General features: G+C 38.4%; 20 protein-coding genes. 6 read left to right on the top strand and 14 right to left on the bottom strand.

Annotated features, from left to right (window positions below; genetic code table 11):
- The first annotated feature begins 72 nt into the window (after positions 1 to 72).
- Positions 73 to 1,521, top strand: coding sequence for a L,D-transpeptidase family protein (locus QNH17_RS03305; protein WP_283877383.1), 1,449 nt, complete (start codon positions 73 to 75; stop codon positions 1,519 to 1,521).
- Between the two features lie 47 nt (positions 1,522 to 1,568).
- Here QNH17_RS03305 and QNH17_RS03300 read toward each other — a convergent pair whose 3' ends face one another.
- A complete protein-coding gene (locus tag QNH17_RS03300) occupies positions 1,569 to 2,135 on the bottom strand; it encodes an LOG family protein (protein WP_283877382.1) in 567 nt (188 codons plus the stop codon).
- Between the two features lie 188 nt (positions 2,136 to 2,323).
- Here QNH17_RS03300 and QNH17_RS03295 point away from each other — a divergent pair, with 188 nt between their 5' ends.
- Positions 2,324 to 3,157 carry an RMD1 family protein gene (locus QNH17_RS03295; protein WP_283877381.1) on the top strand — a complete coding sequence of 278 codons (834 nt, stop codon included), beginning with the start codon at positions 2,324 to 2,326 and terminating at the stop codon, positions 3,155 to 3,157.
- Positions 3,158 to 3,226: 69 nt separating this feature from the next.
- Here the strand turns inward: QNH17_RS03295 and bioB are convergent, their stop codons facing one another.
- On the bottom strand, positions 3,227 to 4,225 hold the full coding sequence (gene bioB, locus QNH17_RS03290) for a biotin synthase BioB (protein ID WP_283877380.1): 999 nt from the start codon (positions 4,223 to 4,225) through the stop codon (positions 3,227 to 3,229).
- 220 nt (positions 4,226 to 4,445) lie between these two features.
- Between bioB and QNH17_RS03285 the strand changes: the two genes are divergently transcribed.
- Positions 4,446 to 4,844 (top strand): VOC family protein, encoded by a 399-nt coding sequence (locus QNH17_RS03285; RefSeq protein ID WP_283877379.1) that lies wholly within the window; start codon positions 4,446 to 4,448, stop codon positions 4,842 to 4,844.
- Positions 4,845 to 5,075: 231 nt separating this feature from the next.
- Here QNH17_RS03285 and QNH17_RS03280 read toward each other — a convergent pair whose 3' ends face one another.
- From QNH17_RS03280 to QNH17_RS03260, 5 genes are all read right to left on the bottom strand, one after another.
- Positions 5,076 to 5,936, bottom strand: coding sequence for an alpha/beta hydrolase (locus QNH17_RS03280; RefSeq protein WP_283877378.1), 861 nt, complete (start codon positions 5,934 to 5,936; stop codon positions 5,076 to 5,078).
- A 287-nt stretch (positions 5,937 to 6,223) separates the two neighbouring features.
- Positions 6,224 to 7,213 (bottom strand): agmatinase, encoded by a 990-nt coding sequence (gene speB / locus QNH17_RS03275; RefSeq protein ID WP_283877376.1) that lies wholly within the window; start codon positions 7,211 to 7,213, stop codon positions 6,224 to 6,226.
- 114 nt (positions 7,214 to 7,327) lie between these two features.
- On the bottom strand, positions 7,328 to 8,512 hold the full coding sequence (locus QNH17_RS03270) for an iron-containing alcohol dehydrogenase (protein ID WP_283877375.1): 1,185 nt from the start codon (positions 8,510 to 8,512) through the stop codon (positions 7,328 to 7,330).
- A gap of 50 nt (positions 8,513 to 8,562) precedes the next feature.
- Complete coding sequence (locus QNH17_RS03265; protein WP_283877374.1) at positions 8,563 to 10,038, bottom strand: aldehyde dehydrogenase family protein; 1,476 nt, start codon at positions 10,036 to 10,038, stop codon at positions 8,563 to 8,565.
- A 29-nt stretch (positions 10,039 to 10,067) separates the two neighbouring features.
- On the bottom strand, positions 10,068 to 11,456 hold the full coding sequence (locus QNH17_RS03260; RefSeq protein WP_283877373.1) for an APC family permease: 1,389 nt from the start codon (positions 11,454 to 11,456) through the stop codon (positions 10,068 to 10,070).
- 128 nt (positions 11,457 to 11,584) lie between these two features.
- Between QNH17_RS03260 and QNH17_RS03255 the strand changes: the two genes are divergently transcribed.
- Positions 11,585 to 12,433, top strand: coding sequence for a MerR family transcriptional regulator (locus QNH17_RS03255; protein WP_283877372.1), 849 nt, complete (start codon positions 11,585 to 11,587; stop codon positions 12,431 to 12,433).
- Between the two features lie 32 nt (positions 12,434 to 12,465).
- Here the strand turns inward: QNH17_RS03255 and QNH17_RS03250 are convergent, their stop codons facing one another.
- The gene (locus QNH17_RS03250) at positions 12,466 to 13,827 is read right to left on the bottom strand and encodes a D-serine ammonia-lyase (RefSeq protein WP_283877371.1); all 1,362 of its coding nucleotides are present in this window, start codon (positions 13,825 to 13,827) and stop codon (positions 12,466 to 12,468) included.
- 159 nt (positions 13,828 to 13,986) lie between these two features.
- Between QNH17_RS03250 and QNH17_RS03245 the strand changes: the two genes are divergently transcribed.
- Complete coding sequence (locus tag QNH17_RS03245) at positions 13,987 to 14,532, top strand: helix-turn-helix domain-containing protein (protein ID WP_283877370.1); 546 nt, start codon at positions 13,987 to 13,989, stop codon at positions 14,530 to 14,532.
- A gap of 193 nt (positions 14,533 to 14,725) precedes the next feature.
- On the opposite strand, the gene QNH17_RS03240 is transcribed toward QNH17_RS03245, so the two are convergent.
- The 6 genes from QNH17_RS03240 to QNH17_RS03215 all read right to left on the bottom strand — a co-directional run bounded on the left by QNH17_RS03240 (position 14,726) and on the right by QNH17_RS03215 (position 20,327).
- Positions 14,726 to 15,454, bottom strand: coding sequence for a GntR family transcriptional regulator (locus QNH17_RS03240; protein ID WP_283877369.1), 729 nt, complete (start codon positions 15,452 to 15,454; stop codon positions 14,726 to 14,728).
- 67 nt (positions 15,455 to 15,521) lie between these two features.
- Entirely contained in the window at positions 15,522 to 16,304 is a 783-nt protein-coding gene (frlD, locus tag QNH17_RS03235; protein ID WP_283877368.1) for a fructoselysine 6-kinase, read from the bottom strand.
- 76 nt (positions 16,305 to 16,380) lie between these two features.
- Positions 16,381 to 17,394 (bottom strand): SIS domain-containing protein, encoded by a 1,014-nt coding sequence (locus tag QNH17_RS03230; RefSeq protein WP_283877367.1) that lies wholly within the window; start codon positions 17,392 to 17,394, stop codon positions 16,381 to 16,383.
- 123 nt (positions 17,395 to 17,517) lie between these two features.
- Positions 17,518 to 18,861: an amino acid permease gene (locus QNH17_RS03225; protein ID WP_283877366.1), complete on the bottom strand. Its 1,344-nt coding sequence runs from the start codon at positions 18,859 to 18,861 to the stop codon at positions 17,518 to 17,520.
- On the bottom strand, positions 18,854 to 19,705 hold the full coding sequence (locus QNH17_RS03220; protein ID WP_283877365.1) for a TIM barrel protein: 852 nt from the start codon (positions 19,703 to 19,705) through the stop codon (positions 18,854 to 18,856). Before QNH17_RS03220 ends, QNH17_RS03225 begins: the two co-directional genes overlap by 8 nt.
- Before the next feature lie 193 nt (positions 19,706 to 19,898).
- Positions 19,899 to 20,327, bottom strand: coding sequence for an ASCH domain-containing protein (locus tag QNH17_RS03215; RefSeq protein WP_283877364.1), 429 nt, complete (start codon positions 20,325 to 20,327; stop codon positions 19,899 to 19,901).
- A 210-nt stretch (positions 20,328 to 20,537) separates the two neighbouring features.
- Between QNH17_RS03215 and rlmN the strand changes: the two genes are divergently transcribed.
- On the top strand, positions 20,538 to 21,596 hold the full coding sequence (gene rlmN / locus QNH17_RS03210; protein ID WP_283877363.1) for a dual-specificity RNA methyltransferase RlmN: 1,059 nt from the start codon (positions 20,538 to 20,540) through the stop codon (positions 21,594 to 21,596).
- The last annotated feature ends 206 nt before the right edge of the window (positions 21,597 to 21,802 follow it).

The following is a 21,802-nucleotide window of genomic DNA, read 5'->3' as shown; positions in this document are numbered from 1 at the left end:
TTGGATGAAAACCAAGAGCTAAAGGTCGAAGGACGTCAATAGCAGGTTGTTTGGTATGCGGGGGGAATCGTAGTGGAAAATGTGGCAAAAGAATCAGCAGGAGAAATAGGTCAACGGCGGGCAAAATCAACAAAATGGTATAAGAACTGGAAGTTCATTACAACAGGTATAATCGTTATCATCGCGATCATATTTACGGCAATGAGCTATTATCAGGCAAATTACTTTAATGCACATATTGAGATTAATGGCACAAATGTCGGAGGACTAACGGCTGATGAAGCACTCAATAAATTAAAATCATCTGTTTTAACAAATAAGGTCTATGTCGGACAACAACAAGTTTTAGATGGAAAAGATACGAAGATGGAATTTACGGAGGAAGATCTGCCGGGCGTTAAAAAGTTATTAAAAAGCCAGTGGTCACTTTTCCCTTCTTCAAAGGCGAAAGAATATTCAATATTGCCGAGTAACATCGATCAGTATCGCAGCAAAGAAATGAAAAAACAAGTCGAAGATAAGCTCCTATCAATGAATAAGAGTTTAACTCCACCTAAAGATGCAAAGGCAATTTTGGAAGAAGGTACGGTTAGCATCTCAAAAAGTATAAATGGTGAGCAGTATGATGTAGCCAGTCTATTAAAAGACTTCGATAAGCATGGGTATACTAGTGAAATCCATTTGAACCCTGTATACATCCAGCCAATTAAAGAAGACAGCACGATTGTAAAGAATGAAGAGAAAAAATTGCAAGAGCTTCTTCAACAAACTGTTGAGTATAAAGTCCAGGACAAAGTTTATTCTTTAAAAGGCAGTGAATTAATTAAAAATGCTTCTATTTCAAAGGATTTAAAGGTTAAGATTGACAAAACCAATATTAAAGAGAAAATTGCAGAAATTAATGAAGCCCAATCTACATTAGATAAAAACTTTAAATTTAAGACCCACTCAGGTTCAGTCATTACAGTTAAAGGACAAGGCTATGGCTGGGCATTAGACGTGGACAAAGAAACCAAACTGGTAAAGTCAGCATTTGAGAAAGGAACGGCCTCCATTTCTGCATCTAATACGGTCGGACATGGCTGGAGTGGTGAAGGCTATGGTTATGAAACCACAGCAAACAATGGCATCGGTGATACATATGCAGAAGTGTCGATTGCACAGCAGCGTATCTGGATTTACAAAAAGGGGAAATTAGTCATCACCACGAATGTCGTGACTGGTAAACACAGCACTGGTAATGATACATCCAAAGGAGTGTGGTATATCCTCTATAAACGAACACCTGCCACACTAACGGGAAGAGAACTTGGAGGAAAACCGAGTTATGAAGTAAAAGTTAATTATTGGGCACCTTTTACGAATGATGGACAAGGATTCCATGATGCCGGCTTTCGGTCAAACTGGGCAAGTAATGCCTACTTAAATGCAGGATCGCACGGCTGCGTTAATACACCGCCTAGTGCTATGAGTACCGTATATAATAATCTCAGCACATATGAACCGGTGGTTATCTATTAAATAACCAAATAAAATCAGGAAATCGTGAATGATTTCCTGATTTTTTATTATTCGTATGTTTTTATGGTTGGTGGTTGATAGTTAATAAATTTATCTAGTAATTCATCTGATTTTTCTTCAATAATCGCCATTGAACGGAATTTTTCTTGCAAGAATTTTTGGTCAATCATATGGTCAAACAGACTGAGCAATGGATCATAATAATGTTCAATATTAAGCAAGCCGCATGGCTTTTGATGTAAACCAATCTGCCCCCAGGTGAACATTTCGAAGAATTCTTCAAGCGTTCCGGTTCCGCCAGGTAAAACAACAAATCCATCCGACAAATCGGCCATTTTGGCTTTTCTCTCGTGCATGGTCTCCACTTTAATTAACTCTGTTAATCCTTTATGGGATATTTCACGTTCTTCTAAAACTCTCGGTATAACACCAATTGCGTGACCGCCTTCGCTAATTACAGTATCTGCGACTGCACCCATCAACCCTATACTTGAGCCACCGTATACTAATGTAATGTTTCGTTTTGCTAACTCTTTTCCTAATTGAATTGCGCCCTCTCTATACGCCTTCGAAGCGCCGAGACTTGAACCGCAGAAAACAGCTAATCTTTTCATGAATTTGCCTCCCTCCTTTTTATCAATTATAAATATAATTTATTCGTACTAGTACAAGAATAGTATTATCCGTTACTGACTCTAATTTAGTAATCCTAAAATACCACCTCCCAGAATTGCCCAAGCATGTTTTTGTAAAGATTAGAATACAATCGAAAAAAGGACAATTCACTGGAAAGGTGATCAAAGTGAAAGAAATTACCTTTAAAGCATTTGCCGTGACTCATGAAATTGACTTGAACAAAATTGCGATCCATTGCGGAATTCCTAAAAAATTCACCTGGGAACAACCTTTAGTCCTAAGAGAAGCTATTCTAGAATCGATTCTCAATAAAGATGTGGACGATACACAAATGGTGCTAATTTTTTCTTTTGGCAGCATTGTCTTCATTAATCATTCCCACGATAATGAGATCAAGACCTTATTGCAATACATCCATTCCTTTGAACCGGATTTCGACATCGGACAAGTGGACAGGTATAGCGACGATTACTGCCTCCATATTAGTGAATCAGAGAATCTGGAATTAACCGATGAATATGTGGTTGTGCCTGAATATGAGGATTTTTACCCTGAATTAATTTCAACAGTCATTGCAAAATCCGTGGCGCTGGAAAAAACGGAGGAGCAACTTGGGAAAATCCATGACAAACTCGAAACCATGATCGACAGACTGGAGAAAGGTAACCTGAGAATTGGCAACAAGGAGCTGGCCCGAACTACGGCAAAAATCGTCCGTCACGAATACAATACCCTTGCTTATATCATGATTTTGGATAAGCCTGATATTACCTGGACGAGCAGCGCAGCTAGCGATTTTTACGATAGAATGGTGGAGTTTTTTGAATTGAATGATCGTTATAGAATATTGAAAAGCAAAACGGAGATTCTGTATAATATCATGGACGGTTTTTCCACCATCAGCCATTCAATTCGAGGATTATTCGTGGAATGGATCATCGTAACTCTAATTGTCATTGAAATTGTCTTGACGGTTTTGGAGATTGGAGGATGGTTATGAAAAAGGAGAGACATCCAGTGACTTCGGCCTGGGTGCCTCTTTACTTAGATTTAGTATTAGAATAAACCTCTAATTTAAGCTCGCTTTCATTTCTTCTACGGATTCAACCTCAAATCCTAAATCAAGTAACATTTTGTGATCTTCCGATTCTTCTTGTCCAGTAGTTGTTAAGTAATCACCGACGAAGATGGAATTGGCCGCATATAAACCCAATGCTTGTAGTGAACGAAGGTTTACTTCCCGTCCACCTGAAATCCGAATTTCTTTTGTTGGATTAACAAAACGAAATAACGCCAAGACCTTTAAACAATAAAGTGGGTTTAGTTCTTTTACTCCTTCTAAAGGAGTACCATCAATCGCATGCAAGAAATTAACTGGAATGGAATCCGCATCCAAAGCTTTTAAACTGTTTGCCATATCGACTACATCTTGCTTTGTCTCCTTCATCCCTACAATGACACCTGAACATGGAGACATTCCGGATTCTTTTACCATTTCCACTGTATTTACTCGATTATCGTATGTATGTGATGTTGTGATGTTTGAATGATTGCGCTCTGATGTATTGATATTATGATTGTAACGATCGACCCCTGCTTCTTTCAACTGCTTCGCTTGCTCTGGTTTTAACAGTCCAAGACAGGCACAAACTTTCAATCCATATGTTTCCTTTATTTCTTTAACTGCCTCCACTACGTGTGCAACATCTTTATTAGATGGTCCTCTGCCACTAGCCACAATACAGTACGTCCCTATATTTAAATCATGTGCACGTTTTGCGCCTTCAAGTATAGTATCCTTATCTACCATTCTGTAAGAATTAATCGGTGCTGTCGAAATAGATGATTGAGAGCAATAGCCACAATTCTCGGGACAGAGACCAGATTTCGCATTCATAATCATATTAAGTTTTACCTTTTTTCCATAATATCGCTTTCTGATTTGAAAAGCTGCATGCATTAATAGAAGTACGTCATCATCCGGACATTCTAAGATTGAAATTGCCTCCTGATTTGTAATTTCAAACCCATCTAACACTCGGTCTGCAAGCTCCATCCATTTATTCATCTTTATCCCTCCATTTTTACAATTTCCACATAATCTGATAAATTACCAAAGTAACAACCATTTTTTTATTGTAAACTTAAATTGTATAAAGGTTAACAATAAAATAATAGAACCATTATATTATTCTGTCAATAAAACTTGGAAATATATTGTAAATATCATGAAATAATGTAATTATGAAGCGGTAATTATATAAATTTATTTGAAAGCAGGTACCCCAATGTCTAAACAAATTCACAGTTCATTAAAGGTTTTGCTAGTTTCAAATTTAGAAAGATCAAAGACTTTTTATCGGAATGTTCTCAAATGCGAAGTAACGGATTGGTGGGCGATTCGCGATGGATTCACCGGACTTGGAGTTAAGTTACTTCAAGCAAATTCGCCAGAAGATGTATGTCCCAACAAACCTGCAAAAGGTGCTAAGCAGTCGGCTTATGATATTTACTGCTATGTAGAAAATTGGGCTGCACTTGATGAACTTTATACTGAATTTAAGGAGAACGGAGCAAAAATTGTTATCGAGCCTTGGATTGATTCTGATTCCGGACCTTGGAAAGAATTTGCGATTGTAGATCCTGATAACTACTGCATTGCATTTGGCGGTACCAACAGTTTATAAAATTCAATTCGCTCATTGAAACACTAGATTCGCTCGATACAGTCTAGAATTCGCTCATTGGAAGCCAATATTCGCCCATTAACCTTAAAAATTAGCCCATTGACGGGACAAACCGATGACAAAACGCAAAAAAAAGCGGGGATATCACCGCTTTTTCTTGAAATTCTTCGTATTCTATTGAAAATGCAAACTCTTTTCTCTCTATTCAGGCAAAATTCCTCTTACTGTACCTTAAACAATCTCCCAATAACGCACCTTTTGTTTTTTATCAATCTGACCGTCTAACCATCCGACCAAGTCTCCTAAAAGCTTCTCTTTTCCCTCTTCATCAAAGGGACGATGCTTGGCCAAAGGGTACTCATAAAGCTGTTTATCCTTAGAGGCCACTCGGTGAAAAAATTGATTTAGTTTTGTTGGTGGTGTAATTTTATCGTCAAGTCCGTATTGCAATAATATCGGCAGTTTAATCAACTGTGCCTGATTTTCTAGGCGTGAAATCGCTTGAATCAATCCACTTCCCAATCCTGGTGTAACGATATTGTGACGCAAGCGGTCAGAATAGTACTTAGCACGCATTGCTGTATTTTTCTTCATCAAAAAGATTCTCCGAGATTTATTGATACTGTAATCTGGTTTAACCTTACCCATAATGGTTATACCTAACTGCTCTAACGGTTTCACTTCGTATGATATGGCCGGCGATATAGCAATAATCCCTGAAATGCCGGCACTATGATCCAAGGCATATTCAAGAGTAATCAAGCCGCCAAGGCTATGCCCCACAATATACAAAGGCTGTTCAGGCTGATCCAGCGCAACGAGGTTTCGAAACTCATGTAAATCTCCTCTAAATTCATCCCATGATTGGATAAATCCCCTTTTACCGGAGCTTTTTCCATGACCGCGCAAGTCCAAGGCATAAACCATATATTTATTATTAACCAAACTGGTGCTAAGATTTTGCAACCCTCCGCTATGGTCGCCATGTCCATGAACTAAAATAACTGCTGCTTTTGGAGCTGTTAATGGTTCGATTACTCGAAAGAATAGTTCTGTTCCATCGGCACCATTAAATGTCCCTTCTGTAATCATTTGTGATAATCCTCCTGTTGCAAACACTATTTAAAAATGGATTTGAACATAGAAAACTTATTAAATCCATTTTAGTATAAAACAAGGTAAAAGCAATTATATTCAAAAAGGTTAGGAAACAGTGCAAAGGACAAGCATACATAGTAAGATATGCAGATGATTTTGCGGAACACCTTGCCCAATCTAACTCGGCGAATGCCTATAGTCTATATAAATAAGGAGAGGAACGCTTTTTGCGTACCTCTCTTTTTATTAACATTTATTTCTCCCGTAGGAACCAATCCCAGTTAAGAAAGCATTTCTTCTTTTTCTTTTCCGTATTTATTATTCCCCTTTTCCTTTAATACATAGCTGAGTAAGTCTAGTACAATACGGGCTCCTACTTGTCCGGTCATGCCCGTTGGATCATATGGCGGGGCAACTTCTACTAAATCAAACCCGATGACTTCTCCTCTTTTGGAAACCCCTTCAAGCAATTCATTAACCTCATCGTAGAGGAAGCCGCCTGGAGAAGGTGTACCTGTTCCAGGCGCAATTGATGGATCGATTCCGTCAATATCAATTGTTACATAATATTTTTCGCCTGCAGGAATTAGCTCCAGGACTTCCTTTAGTCCCATCTTTCTCATCTGACGCGGTGATAGGATCACACTGCCATATGTTTTTGCTGCTTCGACGTCTTCTTTTTTGCTGCTGCTGATCCCGCGAATGCCAAACTGAAATATCTTTTGAACATGATCCAGCTCAGATAAGCGGCGAATACAATTTCCGTGACCATACCGCATCCCTGAGCGGTGATCCGCCCAGTCTAAATGGGCATCAATTTGTATCACATGAAACGGACCTATGTCTTTTAGTCCTTTTCCAACTGCTGCTGTGATGGAATGATCGCCGCCTAATACAACCGGCATTGCACCTTTGGAAATAATTTTTCGGATTGCTTCTTCTGTATTCTCATGGCACTGCATAATATCCCCGTGTACCATGTCTACATCACCGCAGTCGACAACTTTCCATTCAGGTCCAAGGTACATAATATCGTTTTCAATATCATAAGCACCATCCAGACCGAAACTATATAATGTAGATCCTTCACGGATTCCTCTTGGGCCCATTCTTGCTCCTGATTTCCATTGTGTACCCATGTCATTTGGCACCCCGATGACCGCCACATCTGCGTCAAGCTGGTTCAGGTCCGCACATATTGGGTATTTTCCAAAAGTACAAATTCCTGTAAAAGGTAAATTTAAAAACTGTTTTTCATCACGATTAGACATTCATGCTGCCTCCTTCTAGATTTTCAGCCTCGCTTTTTGCTAATGCAAGGTTTTCTGCCAGCGGGCCAGTTCTTAACCAAGATTTTAAAGTATTGCTTCTATACTTTTATACAATTAATTTTCAATTAAAGTTGTGGTTTTCACCTCATAAGTCTTTTGAAATAAGTTCAGATAGTCTTCTTTTGTCAGATCTCTTGAATTCGCTTGAGTACACAAATGTTTAAAGGCTCCTTCTGCTAGAAAAGGGAAGTCTTCGGGATTTACATTACCTAAATCTCGGAAGCTAGGAATCCCGATATTATTTGCCAGCTCTTTTAACAGCACAACACCTTCGTACGCCGTTTCCTCAACTGTTTTTCCTTCAGGATTTGCCCCAAGCTTGATTGCTACCTTGGCGTGCTTTTCTGGATTTGAAGGAATATTAAATTCAAATACATGTGGAAGAAAAATTGAATTCGCCACTCCATGTGGAGTATCATAGAGTCCTCCAAGTGGTTCGGCCATCGCATGTACAGCCCCAAGATCCGTGTTATCAAAGGCGATACCAGCAACTAAACTGCCCAAAAGCAAATTTTTCCTAGCCTCTAAATCATGACCATTTTCTACCGCTAATGGAAGGTATTTAGCTATTAATTCAATAGCATATAGTCCCAAAGCATCTGAAAGTGGTTGAGCAACTTTGCAGGTATAAGCTTCAATTGCATGTGTAAGTGCATCCATTCCTGTAGCTGCTGTAATCGATTTAGGCAATGTTAACGTCAATTCAGGATCAACAAGTGCCAGTTTAGGAGCGATTTTCAAATCTAGTATCGCCTCCTTCTGTTTCGTCACGGTATCCGTAATGACAGAACCTCTTGTAACTTCACTACCGGTACCTGAAGTTGTCGGAATACAAATTAGAGGTGGGATTTCCCGTTCTAGTAAATTTACGCCGTAACGTTCTCTTAGCTCTCCTCCATGTGTAAAAAGTGTCCCAATTGCTTTAGCTGTATCCATTGAGCTTCCGCCGCCAAGACCAATTAAGAGATCGATATTCTCGTTTTTAAACTGTTGATAAGCACTCTCGCAATCTACATCTTTTGGATTAGGTGATATTTCATCATAAACAATATAATTGACACCTTCTTGATCTAATGACTGTGTGATTTTTTCCAAAATTCCTGTTTGTGCAAGTCCTTTATCTGTAATAATGAGGGCTTTATTTCCACCAAATTCTTTAGCCCTTTTCCCAATATTCTTTACTTTCCCATTCCCAAACTCTATAGAAGTAGGCAAATTAAAATGAAAATCCCATAACATTATAAATTCCTCCTTTATTTTTTAAATATTCCGAATTTAAATTTATATTTTTAATTATTGCTAAACCATTCAGTTGGCTTAACATCTAAATTAATATTGATTTGTTTTACCTCAGTAAACGTATCCAAGCCAAAGGTTCCTAACCCGCGGCCAATCCCGCTCTGCTTGTAACCTCCCCACGGTGCTTCATTATAGGCGAGGTTATAAGCATTAACATACGTAATCCCGGCTCTTACTTTTTTAATAACCCTCAAAGCTTTGGCCCCATCTTGTGAAAAAACACCTGCTGCAAGCCCGTATGAAGTATCATTTGCCAGCTGGACTGCTTCCGCCTCATCTTTAAACTTTTGCACGACAAGAACCGGACCAAAGATTTCTTCCTGAACAATTCTCATGTCAGGTTTGGTGTCAACAAATATTGTTGGCTCAAAGAAATAACCATTTTCAAGCCCGTTGCTTGTGATACGATTGCCGCCGCAAGCCAATGCAGCCCCTTCGTCTAAGCCAATTTGAATATATTCCAGGATCTTCTTCATATGGTCTTCACTTACGAGCGGACCCATCTCTGTAGACGAATTATTACCAGGGCCTACCTGAATCTTTTTCGCTCTTTCTACCAATCTAGCAATGAACTTATCATGAATGCTCTCTTCTAATAATAAACGGGATCCTGCATTACATACTTGGCCGGCATTGGTAAAAATTCCATTCAAAGCATAATCGATGGCTGTCTCAAAATCTGCGTCAGCGAAAACAATATTTGGCGACTTGCCACCTAGTTCGAGTGAAATGTTTTTAATATTTCCTGTTGCTGAATTCATGATGCGTCTACCCGTTGCTGTACTACCTGTAAAAGAAATCAGATCCACCTTCTGGCTTTCCGCTATTTCATTTCCTACTGTTGAACCACCTCCCAAAACTAAGTTTGCAACACCAGCTGGTACCCCCACTTCTTCCATGATCTCAAATAATTTGTAAGTGGTGACTGGAGTGATTTCAGCTGGTTTAAATACAAGCGTATTACCCGCAGCAAGCGCAGGGGCTATTTTCCAAGCTCCCGTCAACAATGGAAAATTCCATGGAGCGATAAGTCCGCATACACCGACAGGTTCACGAATAACCATGGCTTGAACAGGATCGGCAACAGAATACGTTTGACCATTTGGCTTTGTCACTAACCCGGCATAGTATCGAAAGCAATTCACGGTATCAGCAATATCAAACTCAGATTCTTTAAGAGGTTTTCCCGTATTCTCTGTTTCAAGCTTGCTAAGCTCGTCTGCCTTTTCTTCAATCTTATCCGCTATTTTAAATAAGTAAGATGCACGTTCAGATGCCGGTAAGTCTGACCAAATTCCAGAGTCAAAAGCTGTTCGTGCTGCATTAATCGCCATTTGGGCTTCTTCTCTACTTCCCTGTGGAGCCTCAGCCATGATATTACCGTTAGCAGGATTCACAACATGACTCTTAGCTCCTCTTAATGAATCCATCCATTCTCCATTAATAAACATTTTCAACTTCAGCATTTTTACAAACCTCCAAATATATTATTTTTTTACCTTACCTGTTGAGGGATAAGCTCTCGATCCATGTCTTGGACATTTTGTGGAATCGTTTCTTTATCAAAATGAAACTCAGGAAGTGGTTTGCGGAACCATTTCGTCAAATAGATAAGATAAATCAAGCCGCATGCCATCCAGATACCCCCGAGAATCAACGCATCCCTTTCTAAATGCGACCATAACCATATCGTAAACCCTGCGCCAATGAGTGGTAATAATAGGTACCGAATGCAATCCAGAAAAGAACGCTTATGATTTCTGATAAAATAATGGGCGATAACAGAAAGATTTACAGATGTAAAGGCAATTAACGCTCCAAAATTGATAAACTTAATAACTTGTTCCAGGGTTAATGGAATTGCGAGTAAAGAAACTACGCCAATCACAATGATGCCAAGTGACGGTGTTTTAAATTTAGGATGGATGTATCCAAATATATTTTTGGGTAATACGGAATCTCGTCCCATCGCATATAACACTCGCGATGCGCTTGTGATTGAAGCGATTCCTGAAGAAAAATTACCAATAATCACTGCTGTAATAAAAATGGACTTAAATAAATTTCCTCCGATCAGCACTGCAATTTCAAGGGCTGCAGAATCAGCATGTTTGAATGAAATGCCGGGATGTACCAATTGTGCTAAGTAAGAAGAGCCAATATACAAAACTCCGATAAATAATAGCATGATGATAATGGCTCTTGGGATCGTTTTTTCGGGATTGATTGTTTCCTCTGATAAAGTGGTGAGTGAGTCAAAACCAAGAAAACTAAAGCAAAGAATGGTAGCTCCCGCTAAGATAACGGACAAGGAAACATCTGCATCAAACAATGGCTTAATGGAGAAAAGACTACCCGTCCCTACTCCTTCTGATAAACTTTTGAAGGATAATATCCAGAAAAGGCAAACAAAAATGACTTGAGCAATAACAAAAATTTTACTCGTTATTGCTGAGATCTCCACACCTAGTATGCTTGGAGATACGATGCTTGCAGTCAACACAATTACCCACACATAATGCGGGATTCCAGGAAATACAGCACTTAAAAAGACAGTGGACATCAAGCAGGTAACCATAGGCGTTAATATATAATCAAGCATAATCGTCCAACCTACAATGAATCCAACCTCAGAATTAATAGATTTTTGCGTAAAGGAATAGGCTGACCCTGAGATCGGGTAGGCTTTCGCCATCTTTCCATAGCTGAGAGCTGTAAAAAGTATTGCTAGAAAAGCAATAATGTATGCAGTCGTAATGACACCTCTTGAGGTAACGGCAGCAATTCCATAGGTATTAAAAAACACCATGGGGTTATTCCATGCAATCCCTAAAAAAACAACCTGTGACAAAGTAAGTGTTCTTGCAAGCGCTTTCTGTTTCATAACTCAACTCCCTCCGTGTTAATAAATTTAATTCTTAGATGATTTAGAAGATTTCGTATTTTTATTGTAAACCTTGTTGTTACACAAAGGTCAAGAGGTGTATTATATTTTTTAGGGGGGAGATTTCATTGAAGATAAAGGAAAAATTAACCATTGGTGAAATGGCGAGGTTAAGAGGGGTAACAACGGAGACTCTACGCCACTATGATCGGATTGGCCTATTCAAACCTCAATATGTCGATCCCGATTCGGGGTATCGCTACTATTCTATTTTTCAATATGAAGTTTTAGGGACCATTAAAGAGTTGCGGCAACTTGGGATGAGTACAGACGAAATAAAGGATTATTTTAATGAACGTAATTTTAATAAGTCCTTGGACATTCTGAAAACCAAGCATACGGAACTTGTGTCAAAACTGAACGAGCTACATGACTTAGAGGAAAATATTCGAGGGAAAATTGGATACTTGGAGCATGTAGCGAAAGAAAAAGAACTTCAGTCGGTGTTTTTCCGCGAAATAGGGAGAAGGAAGTTAATTACCTTAAATGAAAAAATAAATAATAATTTGGAACTCAGTTATGGTGTTATAAGGTTAGAGAATATGCTCACCGAGAAGACACCAATTCTAGCTAGTAATAGACTAGGCATTATCATCCAGGAAGCGGATCTTAGAGCGAAACGATTTGAAGAACCATCCATTATTTTTGTAGTGGCAAAAAATAAAGAAAAAATACCAAAACAGTGTCAAATGACGGTTCCTGCTGGGTTATTTGCGTGTATTCGTTATAACGGGGAATTATTATGGAATCGAAGCGAAAGTTTGAGTAAAATATTGGAATATCTTGATGAAACCGGATATCACATAACCGGAGATGCGCTGCAAATTATGCACGTCGATATTACAATCACAGATAAACCAAATGAGATTACATTCGAAATTCAAGTTCCCGTTCAAATAAAAAAAATTTTCCAATAAAAACACAGGGATCAACTAACCCCTGTGTTGAATTACCTTTGATTCTCTAACGATAAATTCAATCCTTTTTGATAATATTGCTTCATCATTTCTTCAGGAACCATATTTCCACCAGTCCCCCAAATAATATGTGTACCTTTACTCATTTTTTTCGTTAAATGATGCTTCTGTAAATAATCGGTTCCTTCTTTAGATAATTTAATCGGTCCTATCATGCCTGCTAGTGCTGAAGGTTCTAAATGAATCCCCTCTGTATCAACTAGTTCCTTTAATAGCTTATACAACTGTTCATCGCTAACCGTATAATTACCACTTAGAAACGGTTCTATAGTTTTACCTACAAATCCAGATGGTCTTCCTACAGCAAGTCCATCTGCGTCTGTTACATTATCAATACCAATATCTTGCACAGAAATTTTATCATGAAGTCCAGTCATTAAACCAAGTAACATACATGGCGAGTGGCTAGGTTCCGCAAAGAAACAGTGAACATGGTCTTGATAAAATAACTTCAAACCAAAAGCTATTCCGCCAGGACCACCGCCTACACCACAGGGAAGGTAAACAAACAAAGGATGATTTTCATCAATTGTTATCTCTAACTCTTCTAATTGTTTTTGTAATCGAGATGCTGCTACTGCGTATCCTAAAAATAGGTCATAAGAATTTTCATCATCTACAAAATAACATGTAGGATCCCCATCTGCTTGGAGTCGACCTTCCTCTACTGCTTTACTATAATCCGATTCATATTCCATTACATTAACATTTTTGCTTCGAAGTAGGTCTTTTTTCCATTGTTTTGCATCAGCCGACATATGAACGGTCACATTAAAACCTAACTTTGCACTTATGATGCCTATACTAAGTCCTAAATTCCCAGTCGAACCTACTGCGATTGAGTATTGGGAGAAGAATGTTCGAAACCTATCACTATCTAAAATGGAATAGTCATCTTGAATCGTCAACAATTGATGTTGAAGAGCTAATTCTTCGGCATGTTTGAGAACTTCATAAATCCCGCCCCTTGCTTTTATAGACCCTGATATAGGAAGGTGACTATCACACTTAAGCAATAATTCACCCAATATAGGTTGTCGATAATTCTGCTCTAAGGATTGTTTCATGGAAGGAATTCTCACCAATGGAGATTCTATTATCCCATTCTTCTTTTTTGTTTCTGGGAAAACTGTGGCAATATATGGAGCAAAGCGTTTCAATCTTTCCTCTGCATCCTTTACATCGTCTTGAGTAAGGGGGGATTTTTTAATTCCTGTTTTAAACTTTTCAATTTTAGGATTTAACCACAATATTTCATTCAACGAAATGAGTTTGTTTAGTAAAGGATAGTTTTCTTTCCATGTTTGTAGATCTCCGAATTCAATCTCTTTCACTTTGATAGTCCTCCTCATTGACTTGATTATTGTCTTCAAAACAATGTAAAATATAATTTAATAATTGTTAAATGCAGTTTAACATAGATATTTTGGGTTGTTAAGTATTATTTAAAAACGTTAAATTTAAGTTAACGATTTATCAAGGAGTGCATAGTAATGGAAAATATAGATATTGGTAAGAAGGTTGAAAAATATAGAAAAGCTAAAGACTTAAGCATTAGAGAATTAGCAAAGTTAACTGAAATAACGCCTTCAATGTTGAGTCAAATTGAACGTGGCTTAGCAAACCCTTCTATTCAGACTCTTAAAGTTTTAGCGAAATCCCTCGACGTTCCTACATTTAGTTTTTTCATTGAAGAGACAAACACGGCTGATTTAGTTGTTAGGTCTAGTCATCGAAAGAAAATGATCATTGAAAACTTATCCTATGAGCTAGTTTCACCTGATTTTACTGGAAACCTGGCAACAGCCATTATGAATTTCCCACCTAAGACGGCTTCATCTGAGAAACAGTTGGGGCATAAAGGAGTAGAAGTTGCTTATGTATTAGAGGGGAAAATTAAAGTGTTTTTAGATGATGAAGAATACATATTGGAATCTGGTGATAGTGTAAAAATACCAGCACAAATGAAGCATAAATGGGAAAATAATTTTAATGAACATGCTGCGATACTTTTTTCGGTGACTCCACCAATTTTTTAATTTTCTTATTTAACAAACGGGTAGCGTTAATTGAGTAAGCAGAAAAAAATGACCCACTTCTAATGAAGTGAGTCATTTCTTTCTATTACAAAAGACAATACAAAATACGGTGCAATTTAAGTTGCATTTTGAACTGTAATTTCAAGTTTTGAGATAGGAAACGGAACCCTTAAACCTTTTTGGGGTACTCTCTCTATTTTGCCCGATGGACGGTCAAATTGACTTTATTTGTCTCACACATAAATGTAGATAGGTGGACAGGTTGATCGTTTGCATCAAAAGCAATTTTTAAAATCCTAAAAAGATTAGCCCCAATATCACATTCTAATAACTTAGCATACTCTTTTGTCGCACCAATCACATCAATAATTTTGTCGTTACTAACTATTTCTGTTTGGTAATCCTCTAAAAGGATCTTATAGGTGGATTCATCCCCTGCAATCTTCTTTTCTAAATCTGGAAAATGCATCAACGAATAATGTGCAATATCATAGAAAAGTGGACGGCCGTTTACATACATGAGCCGCTCAAGTTCAAGAACGGGACTTCCTTTTTCAATGAGGAGATGACCTGCCACTTCTTCAGTTGCAGGGATAACTTCACTTCTTAAAATCCGAGAATTTGGAATCATGCCCAGTTGATGACTAAACTCCGAGAATCCACTTACGGATAACAATTCATTATGAAACTTATTGGATGCAACAAAGGTGCCTCTGCGCGGAATCCTTGTCAAGGTTCCTTCTTTCACTAATTCCTCAATTGCCTTCCGGATGGTAATCCGACTTACATTATATATTTCACAAAGTTCTGCTTCTGTAGGGATCTGTTCATCCGGTTTATATTTTCCGTGCTGAATGTCATTCTTCAACATTTGCCTTATTTGCATATAGAGAGGCTGGGGGGTTGAAGGATTTAAATTCATAGCTTACTTCATCCTTATCCGTCAATAAATTATATACTGTCTATTATACCTTGATTGCCCGTCCTAGTCACCATGCACCGAAATATCTAATCGTTTTGGATGCTGTCTCTGTGCCCAACTTTAAACATTCGTTGATAGAGAGGCCTTTCAATCTTCCATAAATAAAACCCGAAATGAACGAATCTCCGGCTCCCATTGTATCGACTACATCCGCTTCAACGACTCCATATTGATAAAATTGTCCACCATCATAGGCTAGCGATCCATTTTCACCTAAGGTTGCTACAGCAATTTTAGAACCGACGCTGTTGACCTCCTTTAAAAACTGACGAATATATGCATCGTCCTGCTTGTATGAGAAGAATGCATAATCAACAAACGGTGATAAGGTTTTTACTAAACTATGATCTAATTGATCTGAGAAATCAAAGCAAGTAGATAACCCCTTCTCTTTAAAAAGTGAATAATACCCTTCAACATGCCCCCATATCCCCGCATGGACAAGTTGATGTGTTGCAATAAAGTCGAGTTCTTCTTCTGTTAAGGTAAAGTTAGCCGTTACTCCTTCATCGTATTCCCCAAAGCTACGATCATTGCCTATTAATTCAACATATGTAACGGCTGTTGTTCCATCCTTCTGGGATAGATGCGTCGTATCTACTCCTTTCTCTCTGATTGCCTGAATCATTCTATCACCGTATGTATCGGAACCAACCCAGCCAATATAAGCAGAATCGGCACCTAATTCCTTTAAATAAACAGCTACATTTACAGGATTACCTCCAGGGTAGACCTGCCCGCTTGCCTGATAAACATCCATACAGTTATCTCCGACTGTTGCAATTCTCATCCTTTTCCCCTTCTTTCTGATCATTAATGCTGAAATGGAAGAAACGAGCACTACGATGTAGTGCTCATTGTTGGTCTTAATATTCCATTACTCGATAATATCTTCTAAGATCTAAGGAGTGGTTTCTTATACGTTCTAGGTGAACACTAATCCGGCTTAGGACAGACCAGTTAATACTAACTGCAAAGTGCTTCCTGAATTCATCGCTAATACCTTCCATTTCAAAGTCTTTCGTATCAATAACCGTGAGTTCTTTAGTAATCTGCTCAGCGAATCTCTCTACACGGTCCATCAGTGGTCTAGTTTCATCTTCACCTTTTAATAAAATTACACTTGTATCTTCGACAACAAGTTCAAGGGTTCCATGGAAAAACTCTGCAGCATGAATCGATTTTGCATGAATCCATTGCATTTCTTCTAAGATACACATCGCGTATGAATAAGTGTTACCCCATAAGTTACCAGAACCAACCATCATGTGGTAATCCGTATCTTTGTGTTTAATTGCGAATTCCTCTGCTTTTTTATCAAAAGCCTTCACTGCACTTAGAATGGCTCTTGGAAGTAATGAAACTTCCTTGGTAAATTGCTCATATTGCGGAAATTCATTGTTGTTATACATGAAACGGAAGACCACCATGTATAGCAGCATAAAGAAAGTATCAAATGAATGTTTTTCAGAACCTGTTGTGATGCAGTGGTCGACAATTTGTGTTAAAGGAGTATTGGGCTCAGCAACTAAAGCGATGGTTGTGGCTCCTCTTTCTTTACAAAATTCTGCGGCTGCAACTGTTTCTTTGGTTGTGCCTGATACAGATGTAAAGATACACACAGAGTCTTTGCTAAAATGCTTATTGTTCATTACCATGAATTCAGCTGCAATCTCTGCATGAACATCAATCGTAGAGTTTGACTTTAAAATATATTCATAAGGATACATCATCGCAATCGTTCCACCCGCACCGATTAAGAAAAGATTACTGTATCCTCTTTTTGAGATTCCATCAACCATGTCTTCAATTTGACCTCTAAACTCAAGGCCCTCTTTTTCTACCAGTTTCAGAAATAACTCTTCATCAAATTTCAACATCCATGTTTCCTCCTCTTATTGGAATCGAGAACTAATCAATTCCATTTTATAAAGCTTTATATTTTTATATTTTTTAAAAGGAAGGAAGTTAGTTAAAGAGTTTCTAACTCCCCTGTCTCTTTTTTAAGCGACTGAGTTACTGTCTTTCTCTATCTTCGAACCATATTTCTTTTCCCAATAGAAGTAAACAGGAAGTCCTGTAGCAATGACGATAAATGCGGCTGCCATTCCTTGCCATGGAGCCCAAGTGAATGTTCCCCATGCCAACCATGACGCACCAAGAATAGCTAGAATCGTTGTTAATCTCCACGCTGGCATTCGATATACTGGTTTATAATCATCTCTTTTCCGGCATTTATAGACGGCCGCAAAATCTAGTATATTAATAACCAATTGGATAAGCGTGAAATACCCGAGTAATGCTGTTAAATTACTAAACATCACGAGGATACAGGCATAGGTTACTTGAACAATAATTGAAAAACTTGGCGTTTCATACTTCGGATGAACTTTTGCAAAGCGTTGGAAAAATAAGCCATCCTTTGCCATCGCATATTCTAATCGCGGCTGGAACATAATGCAGGAACTCAATGACCCCAAAATAACGATAATAGCCGTAACAGCTACAAATGAGGAGGCAATATCAGACAGTCCTGGGATATACTTTACGGCTTCTGATACAGCTGCATTTGTGCTGATTAATTTTTCAAAAGGCATTAAACCTATAACACAAACGGCAAGTAACGTGTATAGGGCTAGTACAATGAAAACAGAACTTATTAGTGCACGCGGAAGCACCTTACCTGGATTTTTAAATTCCCCAGCCATAAAACAAATTGCAGCCATCCCCGTATATGCCCAAGTTGTAGCAGACACTCCGCCAATTAGACTTGTTTTGACCGTTCCAGTTGTTGGAGTATAGGCAAAGTTACCAGGGTTCATATACATTAGTCCTAAGACTATGACTATTAAGAAGGGAATGATTTTTACAGCAGTTATAATAACTTGGAAAAGGCCGCCTTCTTTTACACTTCGATAATGAATGGAAGTAATGATTAAAATGATTGCAATACCTAATAATTTTCCAGGCACCCCAGAGAAAAATGGCAAAAAGGTTGCTACGTAAGAAACAATCGCTAATGCCATAATCGAAATAGATGGTGGATCTAAGGCCCAGAAAGTAGCCCATCCATAGAGAAAGCCAAGCGGCCTCCACCCTGCTTTATTTAAGTAAACGTAACCGCTTCCATTTTGGGGATATGCAGTTGATAGCTCGGCTAATACCATTACTTGTGGAATTGCAATAACCCCGCCTATAATCCAGGCAAGAATTGAAATAGATGGACTTCCTGCCGCTTTTGCCACATCACCAGAAGAAACAAAAATACCTGACCCTACCGTCGTTCCAACAGCGATTGCCAGAGCAGACCAGAAGCCTAGCTTTCGTGTAAGTGCACCATTACTCATAAAGAGTTCCTCCATATCCAGATGATAAGATTCCCAATTCCTTTATTTTCTTAAGAGATTTCATGATTGCATCTTGCGGGTTTTGATAATAATTTGATCCCATTATCTCTAGGGTACATACCCCTTCGTATTGATGGTTTTGAAGACTGGTTAAATATTCTTTCCAGTTCAGTACCCCGTCATCTAGTGCTAAATGGGCATCCGATTGACCGTCTCCATCGATTAGATGGAAATGACTTAATTCAGAAAGAATGGAGAAATAATCATCAGGTGTTTCACCTGCTAATTGCATGGCCACCGTATCAATCATTCCTTTTAATGAGGAAGATTGGATTTCTTTTATCATTTTCTTAAGCCCTGGTGTGTCAATGACTAGATTAGACTCAAATCTGGTTAGTGGTTCTAAGGCAAGGGTGACACCTTCCTTTTCAGCCACTTTTGATAGTTGAAAAATAGAATCGCTTGCATAGTTCCAAGATTCTTCTTGACGAACAGAAAAGTCACCAATTCCAGAAGTAATAAGCATCATATTGGTGTCGAGCGCTAAAGCTGCATAAATATTCTCGGTAAAATAATCAATACTTACTCTCCGCCAATGTGGATCTGAGGATGCAATATTATAGGGATAAACACATTGTTCTGGAGTATAGCAAACAATTTTCATATTCCTAGCTTTGATTTCTTTGTTGATATTTCTAATCGTTTCAAATCCGTTTCGATAAACATACAAATGCGGCTCACCAGCCCACAATTCAATATGTTTAATACCAAGGCTCTCCATTGAATCTAAGAAATAGTGGAAAGGATAATGTCTAAAGGTGATATTCATTCCTGCAATTTTCAATATTAGTTCACCTCCTTTATATGAAAACGCTTTTATTTGTTATATCTTGTATTATAATTAAACAGTACAAAAGCTGCAATACAAATTTTTAAAATTTTTGTTAAATTCTTTTAAAAATATGAAAAGACGTGATTCTGGTAAATCACGCCTGTAACCGAGTAAATTAGCACAATCTATTTAGCAATAAAAATTCCTATTTGTCTTTGTATTCCCAAATACCCAAGTGGCCCTTCGCCGGAATGTATTCCTCGAGTTTCTTCATATCCTCAACTTCCCAAGCGAAGCCTCCCACACGATAGTCACCTAAGAAATAGTCATTGCCTGAAACGATTCTTCCATCTTCAAGGACTGCCCATGTTTGGTTGTTCTCTATGACTTTCAAACAATTCACAAGTTGGCAGACGGCGATAATCTTCCCAGTCGGAAGGTCCTCTTTTATGTATCCATGCTTACCAAGCAGCTTTTGGATGGCGATATGATTGCAAACAGCCTTATCTATTTTTTTGCTCGTGTGAATTGCCAACGGTCCTCGATATTTTGTTCTCCATGTTCTTGTTTCAAACTTGGCCTCCCTCAGGACAAAAAGGCTTGCCCATGGCTGAATCATTGATAGAACCTTCATACATACAGCCTCCAACTTTTATAAAGTTAATACCTTGTTTAACAACCAATTATAGGTATTTTTTTATTATGCGCCTTTTCTTGGTATAATAGATAATGTTTTTAAGATTACATGTATGGTGAATAACTGATTTAAAGTCAATTCACTATTTATATAGTAGGTAAAGATAAATTTTGGTACGTTTTATCGTTACGAAAAGAGGAGGAACTTATGAATAAACAGAGCATATACGGATTAACGATCGATCAATTAGCGGCCTGGCTTGAAGATCACGGTCAGAAGAAGTCGAGAGCACAGAAAGTTTGGGAGTACCTTTATCGGAAGCGTGTCACTGCATTCTCGGAGATGACGGAAGTAAATGAAGAGTGTGTTCATCTATTAGCAGACAACTTCGAGATCCAAACCTTACAGGAGCACATTAAACAAGAATCGGCTGATGGCACGATTAAGTTTTTGTTTAAACTGAAGGATGGCAATTTGATCGAAACGGTTTTAATGCGCCAGAAATACGGCCTTTCCGTTTGTGTGACAACACAAGTTGGCTGTAACATCGGCTGCAGCTTTTGTGCGAGTGGGTTATTAGCGAAAAGTCGCGATTTATCCAGTGGGGAAATTGTTGAGCAAATTATGAATGTACAGCTGCATTTGGACAAAAAAGGCCAAGGAGAAACGGTCAGTCATGTGGTCGTGATGGGCATTGGTGAACCATTTGATAATTTTGAAAACCTATTAGACTTTATCAAAGTAATCAAAGATGATAAAGGGCTTGCCATTGCGGCTAGACGAATCACCGTCTCAACCAGCGGTCTTGCAGACAAGCTGATTGAGTTCACGGATAAAGGATTGCAGGTTAACCTGGCAGTGTCATTACATGCGCCAAATAATGAACTTCGCACCCGTATTATGAAAATAAACCGGGCCATTCCGATTGAAAAATTAATGAAGGCGATGGAGTATTACGTAGACAAAACAAACCGACGAATTACGATTGAATATATTTTGTTGCGAGATGTAAATGACCGTAAACAAGAAGCTGAGCAGCTAGTCGACCTGCTCCGTCCACTCGGGCAGAAAGTCTATGTAAACTTAATTCCATATAACCCGGTCGATGAGCATAGTCAATATCAACGAAGTGAACAGGAATCGGTATTGTCATTTTATGATACGTTGAAAAAGGGCGGGGTTAATTGCAAAATCCGCCAAGAACACGGAACAGACATTGATGCAGCATGCGGACAATTACGAAGCAAACAAATAAGAAATGCTTAAGTATAGTTAATGTAGGTAAGACCGGGTAGCGATACCCGGTTTTTTTGTCGATGCGGATTTCGACATTCTTCCCTCCATTTCCCGGGAAAAAATCCAGTTGATACAAGGGTTTATGCTAAAACTAATCAAACGTTTGGTTAATAAGGAATGCTAGGGAAATCTGTCGAAGCGGGATAAATTTCCGAAGGAAATCCTAATATCGACTA

The sequence above is a fragment of the Neobacillus sp. SuZ13 genome (assembly GCF_030123365.1).
In the GTDB taxonomy this organism is placed as follows: domain Bacteria; phylum Bacillota; class Bacilli; order Bacillales; family Cytobacillaceae; genus Neobacillus.
Note: the sequence above shows the minus strand (reverse complement) of the source record. Positions and strands in the feature narration are given on the sequence as shown.

What these genes read in the sequence shown, in the direction of transcription:
- QNH17_RS03280 (WP_283877378.1), bottom strand. Translation starts at nt 5,936, where the DNA reads ATGATTACAGAAGGGACATTTAATGGTGCCGATGGAACAGAACTATTC.
- QNH17_RS03285 (WP_283877379.1), top strand. Translation starts at nt 4,446, where the DNA reads ATGTCTAAACAAATTCACAGTTCATTAAAGGTTTTGCTAGTTTCAAAT.
- QNH17_RS03265 (WP_283877374.1), bottom strand. Translation starts at nt 10,038, where the DNA reads ATGCTGAAGTTGAAAATGTTTATTAATGGAGAATGGATGGATTCATTA.
- rlmN (WP_283877363.1), top strand. Translation starts at nt 20,538, where the DNA reads ATGAATAAACAGAGCATATACGGATTAACGATCGATCAATTAGCGGCC.
- QNH17_RS03215 (WP_283877364.1), bottom strand. Translation starts at nt 20,327, where the DNA reads ATGAAGGTTCTATCAATGATTCAGCCATGGGCAAGCCTTTTTGTCCTG.
- bioB (WP_283877380.1), bottom strand. Translation starts at nt 4,225, where the DNA reads ATGAATAAATGGATGGAGCTTGCAGACCGAGTGTTAGATGGGTTTGAA.
- QNH17_RS03225 (WP_283877366.1), bottom strand. Translation starts at nt 18,861, where the DNA reads ATGAGTAATGGTGCACTTACACGAAAGCTAGGCTTCTGGTCTGCTCTG.
- frlD (WP_283877368.1), bottom strand. Translation starts at nt 16,304, where the DNA reads ATGAGAATTGCAACAGTCGGAGATAACTGTATGGATGTTTATCAGGCA.
- QNH17_RS03240 (WP_283877369.1), bottom strand. Translation starts at nt 15,454, where the DNA reads ATGAATTTAAATCCTTCAACCCCCCAGCCTCTCTATATGCAAATAAGG.
- speB (WP_283877376.1), bottom strand. Translation starts at nt 7,213, where the DNA reads ATGTCTAATCGTGATGAAAAACAGTTTTTAAATTTACCTTTTACAGGA.
- QNH17_RS03270 (WP_283877375.1), bottom strand. Translation starts at nt 8,512, where the DNA reads ATGTTATGGGATTTTCATTTTAATTTGCCTACTTCTATAGAGTTTGGG.
- QNH17_RS03260 (WP_283877373.1), bottom strand. Translation starts at nt 11,456, where the DNA reads ATGAAACAGAAAGCGCTTGCAAGAACACTTACTTTGTCACAGGTTGTT.
- QNH17_RS03230 (WP_283877367.1), bottom strand. Translation starts at nt 17,394, where the DNA reads ATGTTGAAATTTGATGAAGAGTTATTTCTGAAACTGGTAGAAAAAGAG.
- QNH17_RS03300 (WP_283877382.1), bottom strand. Translation starts at nt 2,135, where the DNA reads ATGAAAAGATTAGCTGTTTTCTGCGGTTCAAGTCTCGGCGCTTCGAAG.
- QNH17_RS03245 (WP_283877370.1), top strand. Translation starts at nt 13,987, where the DNA reads ATGGAAAATATAGATATTGGTAAGAAGGTTGAAAAATATAGAAAAGCT.